The following is a 16,563-nucleotide window of genomic DNA, read 5'->3' as shown; positions in this document are numbered from 1 at the left end:
GAACGGGGGGCGGAACGGGGGGTGGGGTGCGTGCTGGGACGCTAGCCGGGCGGTCGCGGGCCGGGCAACGGACACCCTGGCAGGCCGTCCCCGCCCGGCCTGACAGCGTGTCCGGGCTCACTCGGCGGTGTGCACGACCCGCCCGCCGCCGTGGGTGCGCGGCACCCGGGTCTCGGCGATCTCCGCCGCGGGCGCGGCGAACGGGTCGCGGTCCAGGACGACCGGGTCGGCGAGGTTCCCGGGGCGCAGCACGCCGGTGTCGTGGAGGCGGTTGAGGTGCGCGGTGCCGGCGGCGGGCCGCCCCGGTGTCGAGCCTGAGCCGGAATGTCGCCCCCGGCGGGTAGCTTCGGCGGACGGCACCCGACGGGGCCGACAGCCGTCCGGCGGTCGGCCGGCGGTCGCCCGGCGGGGCCGTGTCCCGACCTTCTCGCGTAGGAGATCCGCATGCGCATCCATCTCACCTCGGTCTTCGTCGACGACCAGGCCGAGGCACTGGCGTTCTACACCGGGGTGCTGGGCTTCGTGAAGAAGCACGACGTCCCGCTCGGCGGCGGCGCCCGGTGGCTGACCGTCGTCTCGCCCGAGCAGCCCGACGGCACCGAGCTGCTGCTGGAGCCCTCCGGGCACCGGGCCGTTCCGGCGTACCGGGCGGCGCTGCGCGAGGACGGGATTCCCGCCGCGTCCTTCGCCGTGGACGACGTGCCCGCCGAGTACGAGCGCCTGCGCGCCCTCGGGGTGGTGTTCACCCAGGAGCCGGTGGCCGCCGGGCCGGTCACCACGGCGGTGTTCGCCGACACCTGCGGCAACCTGATCCAGCTCGTGCACGCCCCGTAGCACCGGAACCCGCGGGTCGTCCGGGCCGACTCTCCACCGCCCTGCCCCGATGATCATCGAGGGAGTGCGTCCGGGCGGCGCGGGCTGGTGGGGACGGACGTCCCGTTGCGCGGGAGTTCTCCTGCCGTCCCGCCGGCTTCCTGCCGGGATCGGCGCGGCCGACGCGGCGGACGCCGTCCGCTGACCGGCGTGCGGCGGGTGGGCGGCGGGTTGGTATGTTCTCGGACCGTCACTGCTGCCACAGCTGTTCCATGGGGGAATCCACCAGCATGCGTACCCGTCGACTCGTCGCCTCCGCAGCCCTGCTGACCGTCGCGCTGGCCACCGCCGGCTGCGGCCCGGACGACTCCTCCGGCACCGGCTCGACCACTGCCGCCGCCCCGCCCGCCGCGTCCGGCACCCCGTCGGCCACCGCGTCCGCCGACCCGGCCGGCGGCTCCTCCCCCGCCGCGTCCGGTGCCGCCTCGGCCGGCGCGTCCGGAGCCACGTCGGCTGCCGCGTCCGCCGACGGGCAGGGGGTGAGCTCCGCCGAGGAGGGGGCGTTCGAAAAGGCCAGCATGGACGTCAACGGCTGCGCCGCGTACTACAAGGCCCACCAGGTGCTGCTGGTCGAGTCGGCGAGTGCCGGGCAGCTCAAGGGCGTCAAGGTGAAGACCGAATGCGGCCCGTACGGGCTTCAGTTGGACACCGGCAGCAACCCGAGCGGCACCTTCAAGCTCGCCGCCGGTGCCACGGTCGTCATGTTCGTCAGGCCCACGGCGGGCTCCTCCAACTCCAAGGGGTACCCGCGCTACGAGGTGCAGAAGGTCTCCTTCGCCGACTACGCGAAGAGCCACAAGCCGTGCTTCGACACCCCCGAGCCGGACAACCGGCCGGCCGGGCTCCAGTGCGGCGGCCTCTTCATCTACACCAGCGACGGCAGCGGCGCCGTCACCTCGATGCACGAGACCTGGGAGGTCAACGACTGATCCCCGCCGGAGGGACGGGCCGGGGGGCCTGAACCCGGAATCCGGAACCCGGAACTCTTAACCCGCAACTCGGCTGCCCGGCAAGGGCTTTCGGGCCGGGAGCGGTACCGGCGGCGGTAGGGTCGGGGGCATGACGTCGGACACCCGGGACACCTCGCGCATCCTGCTGCTCGACCACCAGGACCGCCTGCTGCTGCTCTGCGCCCGCGACCCGCGACCGGCGGGCGGGCGGTGGTGGTTCACCGTCGGCGGCGGCGTGGACGAGGGCGAGGACGCCCTGGCCGCCGCCGTCCGGGAGCTGCGCGAGGAGACCGGGCTCGACCTGCCGGCCGAACGACTCGGCCCGGTGGTCTGGACCCGCCGCTCCTCCTTCACCTTCGACGGCCGGTTCTCCCACCAGTGGGAGGAGTACCGCCTGGTGCGGCTCACCCCCGCCGAGACCGCCGCCGTCCGGGTCGACCCCGTCGAGGCCGCGTACGGCCACCACTGGTGGAGCATCGAGGAGTTGGCCGCCACCGACCTCACCATCCGCCCCCGCGACCTGGCCCCGCTGCTCACCGACCTGCTCCGCGACGGCCCCGGCCCGTCCCCGCTGCACCTCGGCGACGTCAACGACGACGAGGAGTAGCCGCAGGGGGAAGGGAAGCGGGGCCGTCGCGGCGGAGGTCGGTGAGGGCGAGCAGGAGGGCGGCGGTGGCGGGGAGGGCGACCACGGCGCGCAGCAGGGCGTTCTCGGGGTAGGTGTCGTGGCGCAGGTGCAGGGCGAGGTGGGCGGCGGCGAGTCCGGCGGCGCAGGCGAGGGCGAGCGGGCGGGCGGCCGGGCGGAGGCGGGGGGTGGCGAGGGCGGCGAGGGCGACGGCCAGGACTGCGGCGGCGGAGAGTCGGGGGTGCGCGAAGCCGAGGCCGTAGCGGATCGCCAGGGCGGGGAGCAGGAACAGGACGAGCGTCCGCCGTAGCAGCAGGTCGAGGGCGGCGGTGCCGGGGCCGGTGGTGGCGGGCCCGGGGCGGCGGTCGCGGGCGGTGGCGGCGAGGAGGGCCAGGGCGAGCGCGGCCTCGGGCCAACGGTCGGACAGGTGGCGGAGGTTGTAGAGCAGCGCGGTGTCGTAGACCGCCATCACCAGGGTGCCGACGGCCCACAGTTCGGCGGTGAAGCGCAACAGCCCGAGGGTGTCCGACCGCCGTTCGGGGCCGGGTGCGCGGCGGGCGGCGCGGAGCAGCAGCGGGGCGGTGAGCAGCGCGGACAGCACCCGGATCACCACGTCCTGGCCGGTCCACGGGTTGCGCAGCGCCCCTTCGACCACCCCGAACACCAGCGTGTACGAGGCGGCGGTCGCCCACACCAGGGCGGGCGAGCCCAGGACGGCCCGCAGCAGCGCGGGGCTGAGGCGGTACAGCACCGTGGCGTAGGCGGACAGCACGAACGGCAGCTCCAGGAACGCCTGCACCCGCAGCACCGTCGGTGCGAACAGCCCGGGCGCCGGCAGGTGCGCGGCCAGCGCCCGGACCACCGGGTGTCCCGTCGGCTCGGCGAACCATCCGGGCGGCAGGTAGCGGGTGACGTACCCGGCGTCCCCGCCGTGCACCCGCAGCAGGTAGGCGGAGCAGAGCAGTTGGTTCAGGTAGATCAGCCCGGTCACCGCCGCCAGCAGCACCTCCGGCCGCACGCCCTGCCCGGGGCGGGCAGGCGTACCGTCGGCGGCCGGTGCGCGCAGGGCCCGGGGGCCGAGCAGCAGGGCGGCGCCGGTCGAACCGAGGACGGCGGCGTCGACCAGCAGCGCGGTGATCGTCATCCGGGAGATGCTACTGCGGGCTGGCCCGCTACCGGACTGCCAGGCTGGCGGGCTGCCGGACTGCCAGGCTGGCGGGCTGGCGGACTGCCAGGCTGGCGGGCTGGCGGACTGCCAGGCTGGCGGGCTGGCGGGCTGGCGGGCTGGCGGCCGGGTGCCCCGGAGCCCCGGGGCCCCGGCGGGCCGCAATGGGTTTGACGGGCGGCTTCCGCTGCCGGTAATCGTCGGGGTGGGCAGCGCCGGGCCACCGTACGGTCCGGGGCGCCGACCGCCTCAGGGGGAGGGCATCGTCATGCAGGCTTGGGGCTGGACGCTCCTGCTCGTGCTGGTCGCCGTGGCCGCGCTCGTGCTCCGGCAGCTGCGCCGCTACCCGGGCGGTTGGCGGTTCGCCTTCGGCGCCGAGTACGGCGCCGCGCGCAGTGACCTCGACCGGGCGCGCGGTGAGCTGTCGGGCCTGGAGCGGTCCGCGCGGCAGGAGTTGTCCGGTGCGCAGGGCGCGGTCAAGGCCGCCGTCGCGGCCCACGGGCGGCGGGTGCGCGACGCCGAGGAGCAGGTGGCGTACCTGCGCGACCCCGGCCGCGGGGGCTACCGCACCGAACTCGGCGACCTGTGCCTGTACGAGCACGTCCTGGCGGTCTCGACGTACGAGTACAGCGGGGACCTGCCGCTGCACGAGACGGCGGTCCGGTCGGAGCACACCCCCAGGGCGAGCCACCTCTACGTGATCGGTCCGGACGGGCGCCAGCACCTGGTGACCTACCCCGCGGCGGAGACCCCGGAGGGGCACGTCCGCCAGTTCGTCGTGGACGTCCACAACGCGATCGCCGAGGCCAAGTCGTTCCGGCGGGACCGGCCCGCCCAGCTCCGGGAGGCGCGGGCCGAGCTGCGCCGGGCCACGAACGACACCGCCGAGCAGGAGGCGGCCCGGCGGCGCCTTGAGGAGGTCACCGCCCGGCAGGGCGGCGACCTCCGCATCCCGGCGGCGCGGCAGAGCCGCGACGCCGCGTACGACCGCTGGCAGCAGCTCACCGGGCACCGCCCTCGCTGACCGCGCGGCGGGGGGACCGTTGCCCGGCCCCCGGCCCCCGGCCCCCGGGCCGACGCCGACGCCGGCGCCCCGCCGGTGCCCGGTGGGGGTCGCGGCCGTAGCCGTCACGGCGCGTCACCGGGACCGGGGGTGTCCGGGCGGCGGGCGGGCGGTTGCCGGGGCGGTTTCGCGGGGTCGCTCTCCGTCCGGGGAATTCGGCGCTCCGACTTCCGGCGGGAAAAGTACGTTCGGGCACCAAGCGTGCTTGTTCGGTCGGGGTGGTTATCGTGCGGGCGCGTCCTTTTCGCGAATTCCGGTCGGGATGCGGAAAAGCGGGTCGATTCGCTGACGCACCGTCACCTGCGCGACGCGGCCGGGTTCGTGGCCGCACCGGCCGGGCGGTCGCCGGTCCGTACCGGCCCGGTCGGAGCGATCACGGAACGTGGCCGGAAGGCGGGCACGGGGCGTTCACGGCGCGGCCACGGATTCTTCGGACCGCCCGCCCAACAACCATTGTGGGGCCGGATCGCGGGAGGTAGAGTCCGGGTTCGCCGAAGCACGGACGGGCACCTCTGGGCATTTTCTTGGAGCGCGCATGTCAAAGAACGGCGGCGTCAACAGACCGGGCTCCGATCTGCTCGACGCGTTCGAGGAAACCGCTCTCAGGTGGCCCGGACTAACCGCGATCGAGTCTCCCGCTTGTACGCTCAGCTACCGTCAACTCAAGCTTTACATCGGCCAGTTGGCGGACGCGCTGGGCGACCGGCCGGGCCCCGTGGCGGTCTCGGCCGGGCACGCCCCGGAGACCGTGGTCGCCCTGCTGGGCATCCTCGCGGCGGGCGGCGCGTACGTCCCGCTGGACCCGGCCTTCCCGGTGGAGCGGCAGCGCGCGATGGCGGCGGCGGCCGGCTGCACCGCGCTGGTGGGGTCGGCCGAACAGGCCGCGCTGCTCGGGCTGCCGCACGTCGGGGCGGGGCTCGCGGCGGCAACGGACGGGACGGCGGACGGAGTTGCGGACGGAGCGGCGGACGGCGGTGCGCCGTGGCGTCCGGCCGTCGCGGTCGGGCCGGAGGAGCCCGCGTACCTGCTGTTCACCTCCGGGTCGACGGGGCGGCCGAAGCCGGTGCTGACGCCGCGCCGGGCGATCTCGGCGGTGGTGGGTTCGCTGCGCGGGCTGTTCGGGGTGACGCCGCGGGACCGGGTGCTGCAGTTCGCCTCGCTGAACTGGGACACCTGCTTCGAGGAGATCCTGCCGACCCTGGTCTCCGGCGCCCGGCTGGTGTTCGAGCCGGAGGCGCACTCGGGCTCCTTCCCCCGGCTGCTGCGGGCGGTGGAGCGGCGCGGGATCACCGTGCTGGACCTGCCCACCGCGTTCTGGCACGAGCTGGTGCTGCACCTCGCCGAGGACGGCCCGGACGCCGAACTGCCCTCCTGCCTGCGGCTGGTGGTGATCGGCGGCGAGGCCGCCGACCCGGCCCGGCTGGCGGACTGGAGTCGGTTGGCGGACAGCGGCCGGATCAGGCTGCTGAACACCTACGGCTGCACCGAGACCACCCTGATCACCCACGCGGTGGACCTGCTCGGCCCCGACACCCCGGAGCCCGGCCGCCGGTGGGACCCGGCGGAGCGCGCGCCGATCGGCCGCGCCCTGCCGTACGTCGAGGAACTGCTCACCTCCGAGGGCGAGTTGCTGATCGGCGGCCCCGCCCTGGCGGCCGGCTACCCCGGGCTGCCGGAGGTCACCGCGGAGCGGTTCACCGAACGGGCCGGACGGCGCTGGTTCCGGACCGGCGACCGGGTCTCCCGGGCGGCGGACGGGGTGCTGACCCACCGGGGACGGATCGACCACGAGGTGAAGATCCGCGGCATCCGGGTCGACCCGGCCGAGGTGGAGGCCGCCCTGGGCACCCACCCCCGGGTGGGGCTGGCGGCCGTCACCGCGACCACCCTGGCCGGCCGCACCGCGCTGGTCGCCTACGTCGTCCCGCGCCCCGGAGCGGACCGGCCGACGCCGCCGACCTCCGAGGAACTGCTGCGCCACCTGCGGGAGTTGCTGCCCGCCCACCTCGTCCCGAGCCGACTCGCCGTCGTCCCCGAGCTGGCCCGCACCCCCGGCGGGAAGATCGACCGCGCGGGCTCGCACCTGCTGCACAGCGGCGCCGCCGCGACTGCCGCCACGGCCACCGTCGTTGGCTGAACCACCGCGCACCACCGCACCGCCCACCACCGCACCACGCACCACCGCACCGCGCACCGCCCACCACCGCACCGCGCACCACCCGTCCGGGCGCACCACCGACCGGACGCGGCACCACCGTTCAGGCACAGCACCGCGCACCACGCACCGCTGGCACCACCGGACCACGCGCACCCCGCACCGGTCGAAGGAGACCCGCTGATGAGCCTCGACACGCCCGCCGTCACGCCCGCCGCCCCACCCTCCCCCGCCGGTGTCCCCGGCGCCGAACTGCTCGACGCGCTGACGGCGGTGTTCCGCCGCGTCCTGGAGCTGGCGGAGGTGCCGCCGGACGGCAACTTCTTCCTGCTGGGCGGGGATTCGCTGGTCGCCACCCGGGTGCTGAGCGCGGTGGCGCGCACCCACGGGATCGAACTGACCTTCGAGGACTTCCTCGCCGATCCGACCCCGGCGGGCCTCGCCGACCGCGTCACCACGGCCGCCACGGCCGCCACCGCCACTGCCGCCACCGCCACTGCCGCCACGGCCGTCCGGTGAGCGCCGCCACGCCCTCCCCCGCCGCGCCGCGTCCGGCCGCCGTCCCGCGTTCGGCCGTCGTGGTCGGTGCGGGCCTGGCCGGGCTGACCGCCGCCGTGGAGCTGGCCGAGCGGGGCGTGCGGGTGACGGTGCTGGAGGCCCGGGAGCGGGTCGGCGGGCGGGCCCGGGGCATCGAGGTGGCGCCAGGGCGCTGGGTGGACGCGGGCGCCGCGTACCTGGGCGACCGGCACACCGAGCTGCACGCCCTGCTGTCCGCCTGCGACCTGAAGACCGCGCCGACCGAGATGGTCGGGGCCAGCCGGTTCGCGCTGGGCGCGGACGGCGGCGACGGCGCGGGCGGCCCCGCGGCGACCACCGACGGGCGGTTCCCGCCGTTGAACGCGGTCGCCCTGGGCGACCTGTTCGAGCAGTTGGAGGAGCTGGCGGCGGCCGTCCGCCCGGACGCGCCCTGGCTGACGCCGGACGCCGGGCGGCTCGACGCGCTGACCGCCGCCGACTGGGCGGACCGGCAACTGGCCCACCCGGACGCCCGGTTGTTCTTCCCGCTGTTCCTGGGCGAGATGATGGCCGCCGACCCGGCGAAGGTCTCCGTCCTGCACATGGCCTTCTACCTGCGCTCGGGCGGCGGCCTGCGCTACCTGAACGCCTTCGCGGGCGGCGCCCAGCAGGACCGGGTGGCGGGCGGCGCGCACCGGCTGTGCGAGCGGCTGGTCCGGCGGCTGCTGGACGCCGGCGGGGTGCTGCGCACCGCCGAGCCGGTGCTGGCCGTCGAGCAGTCCGACGCCGAGGTCACCGTCCGCACGCCGGACGGGAGTTACCGGGCGGAGGCGGCCGTGGTGGCGGTGCCGCCGCTGCTCGCGGACGCGATCGAGTACCGGCCGGGGCTGCCGGTGCGGCGGGCCGCCTCGCGGACCGGGCGGGGCTGCGCGGTGAAGCTGCACCTGGTGTTCCCGGAGCCGGTGTGGCGGGCGCACGGGCTGTCCGGCTGGTCGGTGAACGCGGCCGGTCCGCTGCTGTCCACGGTGGACGACACCCCGCCGGAGGGCTCGCCCGGCGTGCTGACCGGCTTCGTCACCGGTGCGGAGGCGCACCGCTACGCCGCCCTGCCGCCCGCCGAGCAGCGGGCGTCGGCGCTCGACCAGGCCCGGCGGCTGTTCCCGATGCTGCCCGAGCCGGTCGGCTTCCACCTCACCGACTGGGTCAACGAGCCGTGGAGCAGGGGCTGTTACGCCGCGCTGTTCGGCCCCGGCGACTGGTCGGCGCTCGGGCCGACGCTGACCGCCCCGCACGGCCGGGTGCGGTTCGCGGGCACCGAGACCAGCACCGAGTTCTTCGGCCTGCTGGAGGGCGCGATCCGCTCCGGCCGCCGGGCGGCCGCCGAACTGCTCGCTACCTGACGTTCCATCAGTTCACCATCCCGGCAAGCCTTCGGACCATTTTCCCCCGGACCGGTGCACGCCCCACGAGGGCCGTCCCGGCGACCCGTCCTGCTTGGAGACCCCCATGAGCGACCAGACGCCCCTCGCCCCGCTGTCCGTCCGGGAGCGGTTCATGACCGATCCGGACCTCGGCGCGGGGAACTTCCTCGACCGGGCGGTCGAGGCGAACCCGAACCGGGCGGTGCCGTACGCGTTCTCCCACCGGCTCGACCACCGCGGTGAGGTGGTGCTGGTCGGGCACAGCCTGCTGGACCTGGTGGCGCTGCGCGACCGGTACGCGGCCTGGTACCACGCGATGGGGGTGCGGCCGGGCGAGCCGGTGGCCGTGGTGGTCGCGGAGGGACTGGAGCCGCTGCTGCACTTCTTCGCGCTGACCGCGCTGGGGGCCGTCCCGGCGCTGGTGAACGACGCGATGCGGCCGGACGTGATGGTGCGGTACCTGAACCACGTCGGCGTGGTCGGGGTGGTGGCGGACGACACCACCCGGCTGGCGTCCGCGTACCGGCAGGACCCGCAGCGCCGGCCCCGGTTCCTGGCGCTGACCGCCGAGGTGCAGGCGTTCGACGCGGCCGCCGCGCCGCTGCCGGCGGAGTACCCGTACCGGCACGCGGCCGAGGACGTGGTGGCGCTGATCCACTCCTCGGGGACGACGGGCACCCCGAAGTCGACGATCCTGGCGCACCGGCAGTTCTGGGAGGGCAAGCAGCCGCGGATGGTCCGATTCCCGGCCGAGCCGTCCGACCGGCTGATGTCGCTGATGCCGCACACCCACGCGGGCGGTCTGAGCTACTTCCTGACCGCGACGCTGCTGGGTCTGCCGACGGTGGTGATGGCGGGCTGGCGGCGGTCGGTGGTGGAGCCGGTGATGGAGGCGTTCCAGCCGACCATGGTGGCCTCCTTCCCGCGCACCTTCGTGGAGTTGGCGACCGGCGAACTGCCGGTGAGGGGCGCCGCCAAGGTGCACTCCTGGTTCAACACCGGCGACAGCGCGCACTACGGGCACGTCCGGCGGCTGGTCCGACTGGGCGAGCGCCCGGCCGGGTTGATCCGGCCGTGGCTGCTCCCGCAGGAGAAGGCCGAGCAACCCGCGCTGCCGGGTTCGCAGTTCGTGGACGGGCTGGGCTCCTCCGAGATGGGCATGGCACTGTTCGGGCAGGTCACCTCGCCGGAGACGGAGCGCGCCGACCGCTGCGTGGGCAAGCCGTCCGAGGTGGTGGAGCACGCCACCGTGCTGGACGAGGACGGGGCCGAGCTGCCGGTCGGGGCGGTCGGCCTGCTGGCGGTGCGGGCGCCCTCGATCACGCCCGGGTACTGGAACAACGCGCGGCTGACCGAGAGCTTCCACCTGTCCGGGTACTGGCTGACCGGCGACGTCGCCCGCCGGGACGCCGAGGGCCGGTTCTTCCACCTGGACCGGACGGTCGACGTGATCGACACCCTGGACGGGCCGGTGTACAGCCTGCCGCTGGAGGAGGTGCTGCTGGCCGACTGCGCCGAACTGGTGCAGGACTGCTCGGTGGTGGGCGTCCCGCACCCGGACGGCGGGCAGCGGCCGATCGCCGTGGTGCGGCTCCAGCCGGGAGCCGGGTCCGCCGACGAGGCCGGGCTGTTGAAGGCGGCCAACGCCGAACTCGGCCGGGCCGGGCTGGCGGAGCTGGCCGCGCTGCTGGTGGCCCGCGCGGACGGCGACTTCCCGCTCGGCCCGACCGGCAAGGTGCTCAAGCGGGAGCTGCGCACCCGGCACGCCGGCCTGCTCACGTCGAGAGTCTCCTGATGGAGCGGCACAGCGGCTCCGGTCAGCCGCCGCCACAGCCCTACCAGTACGTGCGGCAGCCGCTGGTGGAGCCGGACTGGCGGCGGCTGCCGGGCTGGCGGGAGGTGACGGCCGCGCAGTGGCGGGACGCGCAGTGGCAGCGGGCGCACTGCGTGCAGGGCGAGCGGCAGTTGCGGCAGGTGTTCGGGCCGCTGCTGACCGACCGGTTCTACGACGAACTGGCGGCCGACCAGCGGGAGTTCGCCACCATGTCGGTGCTGGTGCCGCCGCACATGCTGAACACCATGGCGGTCGGGGCGCCGCTGGTGCCGGGCGCGTTCACCGAGGCGTTCCTGGCCGATCCGGTGCGCCGCTACATGCTGCCGGTGCGCGCGGACCGGCTGGCGTCCTGGCCGAGCCACCCGCTGGCGGCCAGGGACTCGCTGCACGAGGCGCAGATGTGGGTGGTGGAGGGGCTGACCCACCGCTACCCGACCAAGGTGCTGGCCGAGCTGCTGTCCACCTGCCCGCAGTACTGCGGGCACTGCACCCGGATGGACCTGGTGGGCCGCTCCACCCCGCAGGTCGCCAAGACCCGGCTGGTGCTGCGTCCGGCGGACCGCGAGGAGCAGATGCTCGACTACCTCAAGCGCACCCCGTCGGTGCGGGACGTGGTGGTGTCGGGCGGCGACCTGGCGAACGTGCCGTGGCCCCGGCTGGAGTCGTTCCTGCTGCGGCTGCTGGAGCTGGGCTCGGTGCGGGACGTCCGGCTGGCCAGCAAGGCGGTCGTCGGCCTGCCCCAGCACTGGCTCCAGCCCCGGGTGCTGGCGGGGGTGGAGCGGGTGGCCCGGCTGGCCGCGCGGCGCTCGGTCAACCTGGCGGTGCACACCCACGCCAACCACGCGGCGTCCGTCACCCCGCTGGTCGCGGAGGCGGCCCGGGCCCTGCTGGACGCGGGCGTGCGGGACGTGCGCAACCAGGGCGTGCTGATGCGCGGCGTGAACGACACCCCGGCGGCGCTGCTCGACCTGTGCTTCGCGCTGCAGGGCGAGGCCAACGTCCTGCCCTACTACTTCTACCTGTGCGACGTGATCCCGAACGCCGAGCACTGGCGGCTGCCGCTGGCCGCGGCGCAGCGCCTCCAGGAGGCGATCCTCGGCTACCTGCCGGGCTACGCCACGCCCCGGCTGGTCGCGGACGTGCCGCACGTCGGCAAGCGCTGGGTGCACCAGGCGGTGGGCTACGACCGGGTCCGCGGCATCTCGTACTGGACCAAGAACTACCGCACCGGACTGGAGCTGCGCGGGGCCGGGGGGCCGGGCGGCGGGGACGGGCTGGACCACCGCTACCCGTACGTGGACCCGGTGGACACGCTGCCGCCCGAGGGCCGCGCCTGGTGGGCCGAACGGGCCGGCGCCGAGCGGGAATTCGACCTGAGCGAACTGGAGGAGAGCGAGTGAGCGAGCCGCAGGCGCCGCTGCGCCGGATGTGCTGGATCTTCCCGGACCGGGAGTCGAGCCGGTCCGGGGCGATGTGGAAGCACTACTTCTGGGACATGTACGCGGAGATCGCCGCCGAGCTGGGCCTGGCGTGGACGATGCACGCGCCGGAGGCGGTGACGGTGGACGGCACCGACCCGGGCCGGCCGCGGGTGTACGTGGACGGCGAGCCGGTCACGCCCGGGGACACCCTGTTCATCACGGCGCTGTACTCGCTGCCGTACCAGTCGATGGACGTGTTCAACCAGTTGACGCTGTGCGCGGTGCTGGAGCAGGCCGGGTTCTACCTGCCGTTCCCGGCGCAGGTGTCGCTGCTGGGCAACGACAAGCTGGCGACGGTGCTGTTCCTGGCGGACTCGCCGGTGCCGCCCGTCCCGTCGGTGCGGATCGGCTCCGGCCGGGACGTCTCCAAGCACCAGTACGAGGCGGCGCTGGACGGCCTGACCTTCCCGGCGATCGTGAAGCCGTCCGGCTGGTGCGGCGGCGGCGGGATCTGCCTGGCCCGCTCCCGGGAGGACGTGCGCGGCCTGGCCAGCCTGGCCCAGGGCGGCGACACCGTGCTGGTGGCGCAGCCGTACCTGGGGGACGGCACGGTCGACTACCGGGTGTACGTGATCGACGGGCGGCCGTACGCGGCGCTGCGGCGCACCCCGGAGGCGGGCTCGCCGGTGGCCAACGCGAGCCGGGGCGGTTCGATGGAGTTCTGCGAGGTCCCGCCCGAACTGGTCGACGCCACCGGCTACTTCGCGAAGAAGCTGCCGATCCCGTTCTTCTGCGTGGACTTCCTGCACGACGGCGAGCGGTTCTGGTTCTCCGAGCTGGAGCCGGACGGGGTGATCGCCCCGGACCTGGACGATCCCGGCCGGCCGGTGCAGCGGGACGTCACCCGGGCCCGGTTCGCCGCCTACCGGGACGCGCACGCGGCCTTCCTGGCGGGCGGGGGCGGCCCGGCGCACGGCCCCGCGAACGGCCTCCCGAACGGTCTCGCGGACGGTCTCGTGGACGGCGGTGCGCGGCGATGACCTTCTCCCTCACCGAAGCGGAGGCGGCGGACGGCCTGGCGGTGGCCCGGCGGACGCTGGAACTGCTGCGCGGCGTACCGGAGTTCGGTGAGCGGTACGCGGACGCGGTGGCGCCGTCCTCGCTGGCGGAGCTGGCCGCGCTGCCGCCGCTGGCCAAGGACGACCTGAACACGGCGCTGGCGCACCTGGAGCCGGCCGCCGAGAGCGGCGCGACCTGGCTGTTCCAGAGCGGCGGTTCGACCGGCGCGCCGAAGGTCGGCTACGCGCCGACCGGGTTCTACATGGCGAAGGTGCACCAGCACTGGCAGCCGCTGGAGCGGGACGACGTGTTCGTCAACGCCTGGGGCGCGGGCCGGATGTGGGGCGCGCACTTCCTGGCGGCGGGCCTGGCCGACCTGTCCGGCTGCCGGGTGATCGCGCTCGGGTCGGTGACGGCCGAGGAGTACCCGGAGTGGCTGGGCTTCCTGGCCGACCGGAGGGTCACCGCGATCGGCGGCACCCCGAGCGTGCTGCGGCTGTGGTTCGCGCACGCCCGCGCCGCCGGGATCGAACTGCCCTCGCTGCGCAAGGTGCTGTGGCTGGGCGAGGCGTGGCAGCCGCAGCTGGAGGAGGACCTGGCGGCCGTCGCGCCGAAGGCCCGCCGGCACGGCATGTTCGGTTCCACCGAGACCTGGGTGGTGGGCTCCAACTCCCCCGACTGCCCGGCCGACACCTTCCACCCGTTCCCGCACCAGCTGGTGCACGTCGGCGCGGACGGGCTGCTGGACTTCACCTCGCTGGACCCGGCGATGCTCAACCCGGTGCTGCGCTACCGCACCGGCGACGCGGGCGAGTTGGTGCCCTGCCCGTGCGGGCGGCCGGGCCCGGCGATGCGGGTGCTGGGGCGCCGCGACAACGTGGTGCAGGTCCGCGGCCTGGGCCTGCACGTGGACGAGCTGCTGGCCCGGGTCGAGCGCGAGCCGGGCGTCACCCGGGCCCAGGTGCTGGTCACCGAACAGGGCGGCCGGGCCAAGGGGGTGGACGTCCTGGTGCTCGGCGAGCTGCCGGACCCGGACGCGCTGCGGCGCGAACTGCTGTCCGCCACCTTCACCTTGAGCACCGCCTTCGTGCACGACCCGGAGAACGTGCGGGTCCGGGTGGTGGACGCGCTGATCAGCAACGACCGCACCGGGAAGACCGCCGGGTTCGCCGTCCGGGAGGAACTGTGAAACTGCGCAGCCCCGAGCAGCTGGGCCGGGCGTTCAACCTGTTCTGGTTCGGCAAGTCGGTCTCCAACGTCGGCGACCGGGTGACGGTGTTCGTCGTCCCGACCCTGATGATCTTCGTGCTGCACGCCTCCGCGTTCCAGGTCGGCGTCGTGGCGATGGCCCAGTACCTGGGCATCCCGCTGCTCGGGCCGGTGGCGGGCGTCCTGGTGGACCGCTGGGACAAGCGGCGCACCCTGATCGCCTGCGACCTGGTCCGGCTGGCGGCCGTCGCGGTGATCCCGGTCGCGTACTGGCTGGACCTGCTCTCCACGCCGCTGCTGTTCTGCTGCGTGGCGGCGGTCTCCGGCGCCACGATCTTCTTCAACGTCGGCTACCTGGTGGCCGTCCCGGCCGTGGTCGAGCAGCCGCACCTGGTGCGCGCCTACTCCCGGCTGGAGGGCAGCGGCTCGGTCGCCGAGGTCTCCGGGCCGTCGATCGCCGCCGCCCTGTACGCGGCGCTCGGCGCGGCCTCGCTGCTGGTCGACGCCGCCAGCTACCTGGTCTCGGCGGTCTGCTTCCGCTGGATGCGGCCGTGGGGACAGCCGACCGTCGCCCAGGGCTCGGTGTGGCAGCGGCTCACCCTCGGTTTCCGGCTGAACTGGCAGGACCCGGTGCTGCGCCGGGTGGTGCTGGCCGCCGTCACGCTCAACTCCGGCGGCCCGGTGTTCGTCACCGTCATGCCGGTGCTCGCCTACCGCGGCCTGGGCGTCACCGTCGGCGTCTACGGCGCCGCGATGTCCACGGCCGCGGTCGGCGCGCTGCTGGGCGCGCTGGTCGCCCCGAAGATCGGCGAACGGCTCGGCATCGGTCGGACCCTGGCCTGGGCGCTGCTGCTGCACTGCCTGGTCGGCCTGGGCGTGCTGGCCGCGCCCGCGCTGCCCTCCGGGCTGGTCATCGCGGCCACCATGGGCTGCTACGGCTTCTTCATGTCCTGCATCAACGTGTGCTCCGCGCCCGCCCGGCAGTCCCGGATGTCCGCGCAGCACCAGGGCGTCATGCACGCCGCCTTCCGCACCGCCACCTGGGGCGTCATCCCGCTGGCCGCGCTGGCCGGCGGCCTCGCCGTCTCCCTGCTCACCGGCCCGCTCGGCGTCCTGGACGCGGCCCGCTGGACCATGGTCGGCGGCACCCTGCTGGCCGCCTGCTCCTTCCTGCCCGCGCTCGGCATCCAGTCCCGGATGGACGCCGACCTGCCGAAGGCCGTGGACCGGATCGCCGGGCCGGCGCAGGACGGCGGTTCGGCGCAGGCCGACGGCGCCGCGGAGGCGGGCGGTCCGGCGGAGGCGGGCGGTCCGGCGGAGGCGGGCGGTCCGGCGGAGGCGGGCGGTCCGGCGGAGGCGGGCGGTCCGGCGGAGGGTGCGGGCCCGGCGGGGGCCGGCGGCCCGGCCGAGCCCGCGGAGGTCGTGAAGTGACGGGCCGCCAGGTGCTGCTGGTCACCGGCTGCTCCTCCGGCATCGGGCTGGCCACCGCCGCGGCGGCCGACCGGGCGGGCTGGGCGGTGGTCGCCACCGTCCGCGACCCGGGGCGGGCCGACGCCCTGCGGGCCGCCGCGCCCGGCGCGCGGGTGCGGCGGCTGGACGTCACCGACGAGGAGTCGGTGGCCGACTGCTTCGCCGGGCTGGAGCGGCTCGACGCGCTGGTCAACAACGCCGGGATCTCCAACTTCGACCCGACGCTGGAGATGTCCACCTCGAAGGCGCTGCGCGCCAACCTGGAGGTGAACTTCTTCGGTACCGTGGCCGTCTCGCGGGCCGCGATGCCGCTGCTGCGCGCCTCCGGCGGGCGGCTGCTGACCATCGGCAGCGTGCACGGCGTGGTCGGCCAGCCCTTCAACGAGGCGTACTGCGCGGCCAAGTTCGCCGTCGAGGGCTTCATGGAGGCGCTCGCCCCGGTCGCCGCCGCGCACGGCGTACGGGTGTCGGTGCTGGTGCCCGGCTACGTCCCGGACACCCGCTTCGGGATCTTCCCGGACGTCAACCGCCGTACCGTGCAGGCCGCTTCGGGCCCGTACGCGGAGACCTTCGCCGCGTACGGCGCCCGGATCGGCGCGCACTGGGCGGGCGCCGGGCAGCCCGCCGCGGAGGTCGCCGAGGCGGTGCTGCGGGCGCTGGCCGAGGAGCGGCCGCCGTTCCGCATCCCCACCGGGCCGTGGGCGGCGGCCTACCTGGACGCCAAGCTCGCCGACCGCGACGGCAGCGCCGTCCAGCGGCTCGCCCACGACTGGATCGGCCTGAACCCCCTGCCCTGAGGAGC

Annotated in this window: 15 protein-coding genes; 13 read left to right on the top strand and 2 right to left on the bottom strand. The window is 75.3% G+C overall.

Annotated elements, in window-relative coordinates:
* Positions 1 to 117: 117 nt before the first annotated feature.
* Complete coding sequence (locus ACIP60_RS00805; RefSeq protein WP_400678722.1) at positions 118 to 456, bottom strand: amidohydrolase family protein; 339 nt, start codon at positions 454 to 456, stop codon at positions 118 to 120.
* On the opposite strand from ACIP60_RS00805, the gene ACIP60_RS00800 reads away from it, so the two are divergent.
* From ACIP60_RS00800 to ACIP60_RS00790, 3 genes are all read left to right on the top strand, one after another.
* Positions 445 to 834: a VOC family protein gene (locus ACIP60_RS00800; protein ID WP_400678720.1), complete on the top strand. Its 390-nt coding sequence runs from the start codon at positions 445 to 447 to the stop codon at positions 832 to 834. The two genes, ACIP60_RS00805 and ACIP60_RS00800, sit on opposite strands and share 12 nt — an antisense overlap.
* 269 nt (positions 835 to 1,103) lie before the next feature.
* Positions 1,104 to 1,802 carry a hypothetical protein gene (locus ACIP60_RS00795; protein WP_400678718.1) on the top strand — a complete coding sequence of 233 codons (699 nt, stop codon included), beginning with the start codon at positions 1,104 to 1,106 and terminating at the stop codon, positions 1,800 to 1,802.
* 130 nt (positions 1,803 to 1,932) lie between these two features.
* Positions 1,933 to 2,430, top strand: a complete 498-nt coding sequence (locus tag ACIP60_RS00790) for an NUDIX hydrolase (protein WP_400678716.1) — start codon at positions 1,933 to 1,935, stop codon at positions 2,428 to 2,430.
* On the opposite strand, the gene ACIP60_RS00785 is transcribed toward ACIP60_RS00790, so the two are convergent.
* Positions 2,411 to 3,592 (bottom strand): hypothetical protein, encoded by a 1,182-nt coding sequence (locus ACIP60_RS00785; protein WP_400678714.1) that lies wholly within the window; start codon positions 3,590 to 3,592, stop codon positions 2,411 to 2,413. The genes ACIP60_RS00790 and ACIP60_RS00785 overlap by 20 nt on opposite strands.
* Before the next feature lie 289 nt (positions 3,593 to 3,881).
* Between ACIP60_RS00785 and ACIP60_RS00780 the strand changes: the two genes are divergently transcribed.
* The 10 genes from ACIP60_RS00780 (at position 3,882) to ACIP60_RS00735 (ending at position 16,558) form a co-directional block, all read left to right on the top strand.
* The gene (locus tag ACIP60_RS00780) at positions 3,882 to 4,637 is read left to right on the top strand and encodes a hypothetical protein (protein ID WP_400678712.1); all 756 of its coding nucleotides are present in this window, start codon (positions 3,882 to 3,884) and stop codon (positions 4,635 to 4,637) included.
* 574 nt (positions 4,638 to 5,211) lie between these two features.
* Positions 5,212 to 6,813 (top strand): AMP-binding protein, encoded by a 1,602-nt coding sequence (locus ACIP60_RS00775; RefSeq protein ID WP_400678710.1) that lies wholly within the window; start codon positions 5,212 to 5,214, stop codon positions 6,811 to 6,813.
* Positions 6,814 to 7,014: 201 nt separating this feature from the next.
* Entirely contained in the window at positions 7,015 to 7,350 is a 336-nt protein-coding gene (locus ACIP60_RS00770; protein ID WP_400678708.1) for an acyl carrier protein, read from the top strand.
* Complete coding sequence (locus tag ACIP60_RS00765) at positions 7,347 to 8,747, top strand: flavin monoamine oxidase family protein (protein ID WP_400678706.1); 1,401 nt, start codon at positions 7,347 to 7,349, stop codon at positions 8,745 to 8,747. The genes ACIP60_RS00770 and ACIP60_RS00765 overlap by 4 nt, the downstream gene beginning before the upstream one ends.
* Positions 8,748 to 8,853: 106 nt before the next feature.
* On the top strand, positions 8,854 to 10,563 hold the full coding sequence (locus ACIP60_RS00760) for a class I adenylate-forming enzyme family protein (protein ID WP_400678704.1): 1,710 nt from the start codon (positions 8,854 to 8,856) through the stop codon (positions 10,561 to 10,563).
* Entirely contained in the window at positions 10,563 to 12,002 is a 1,440-nt protein-coding gene (locus ACIP60_RS00755; protein WP_400678702.1) for a KamA family radical SAM protein, read from the top strand. The genes ACIP60_RS00760 and ACIP60_RS00755 overlap by 1 nt, the downstream gene beginning before the upstream one ends.
* The gene (locus tag ACIP60_RS00750) at positions 11,999 to 13,063 is read left to right on the top strand and encodes a RimK family alpha-L-glutamate ligase (RefSeq protein ID WP_400678700.1); all 1,065 of its coding nucleotides are present in this window, start codon (positions 11,999 to 12,001) and stop codon (positions 13,061 to 13,063) included. The genes ACIP60_RS00755 and ACIP60_RS00750 overlap by 4 nt, the downstream gene beginning before the upstream one ends.
* A complete protein-coding gene (locus tag ACIP60_RS00745; RefSeq protein WP_400678698.1) occupies positions 13,060 to 14,271 on the top strand; it encodes a phenylacetate--CoA ligase family protein in 1,212 nt (403 codons plus the stop codon). The genes ACIP60_RS00750 and ACIP60_RS00745 overlap by 4 nt, the downstream gene beginning before the upstream one ends.
* Entirely contained in the window at positions 14,268 to 15,722 is a 1,455-nt protein-coding gene (locus ACIP60_RS00740; protein ID WP_400678696.1) for an MFS transporter, read from the top strand. The genes ACIP60_RS00745 and ACIP60_RS00740 overlap by 4 nt, the downstream gene beginning before the upstream one ends.
* The gene (locus tag ACIP60_RS00735; protein ID WP_400678694.1) at positions 15,719 to 16,558 is read left to right on the top strand and encodes an SDR family NAD(P)-dependent oxidoreductase; all 840 of its coding nucleotides are present in this window, start codon (positions 15,719 to 15,721) and stop codon (positions 16,556 to 16,558) included. Before ACIP60_RS00740 ends, ACIP60_RS00735 begins: the two co-directional genes overlap by 4 nt.
* The last annotated feature ends 5 nt before the right edge of the window (positions 16,559 to 16,563 follow it).

Source organism: Kitasatospora sp. NPDC088783 (assembly GCF_044750705.1).
In the GTDB taxonomy this organism is placed as follows: domain Bacteria; phylum Actinomycetota; class Actinomycetes; order Streptomycetales; family Streptomycetaceae; genus Kitasatospora; species Kitasatospora fiedleri.
The sequence above is the reverse complement of the archived record's forward strand: the minus strand, read 5'-3'. Positions and strand labels throughout refer to the sequence as shown.

Coding starts and splice junctions, on each gene's coding strand:
- ACIP60_RS00800 (WP_400678720.1), top strand. CDS start 445: ATGCGCATCCATCTCACCTCGGTCTTCGTCGACGACCAGGCCGAGGCA.
- ACIP60_RS00805 (WP_400678722.1), bottom strand. CDS start 456: ATGGATGCGCATGCGGATCTCCTACGCGAGAAGGTCGGGACACGGCCC.
- ACIP60_RS00795 (WP_400678718.1), top strand. CDS start 1,104: ATGCGTACCCGTCGACTCGTCGCCTCCGCAGCCCTGCTGACCGTCGCG.
- ACIP60_RS00790 (WP_400678716.1), top strand. CDS start 1,933: ATGACGTCGGACACCCGGGACACCTCGCGCATCCTGCTGCTCGACCAC.
- ACIP60_RS00785 (WP_400678714.1), bottom strand. CDS start 3,592: ATGACGATCACCGCGCTGCTGGTCGACGCCGCCGTCCTCGGTTCGACC.
- ACIP60_RS00780 (WP_400678712.1), top strand. CDS start 3,882: ATGCAGGCTTGGGGCTGGACGCTCCTGCTCGTGCTGGTCGCCGTGGCC.
- ACIP60_RS00775 (WP_400678710.1), top strand. CDS start 5,212: ATGTCAAAGAACGGCGGCGTCAACAGACCGGGCTCCGATCTGCTCGAC.
- ACIP60_RS00770 (WP_400678708.1), top strand. CDS start 7,015: ATGAGCCTCGACACGCCCGCCGTCACGCCCGCCGCCCCACCCTCCCCC.
- ACIP60_RS00760 (WP_400678704.1), top strand. CDS start 8,854: ATGAGCGACCAGACGCCCCTCGCCCCGCTGTCCGTCCGGGAGCGGTTC.
- ACIP60_RS00755 (WP_400678702.1), top strand. CDS start 10,563: ATGGAGCGGCACAGCGGCTCCGGTCAGCCGCCGCCACAGCCCTACCAG.
- ACIP60_RS00745 (WP_400678698.1), top strand. CDS start 13,060: ATGACCTTCTCCCTCACCGAAGCGGAGGCGGCGGACGGCCTGGCGGTG.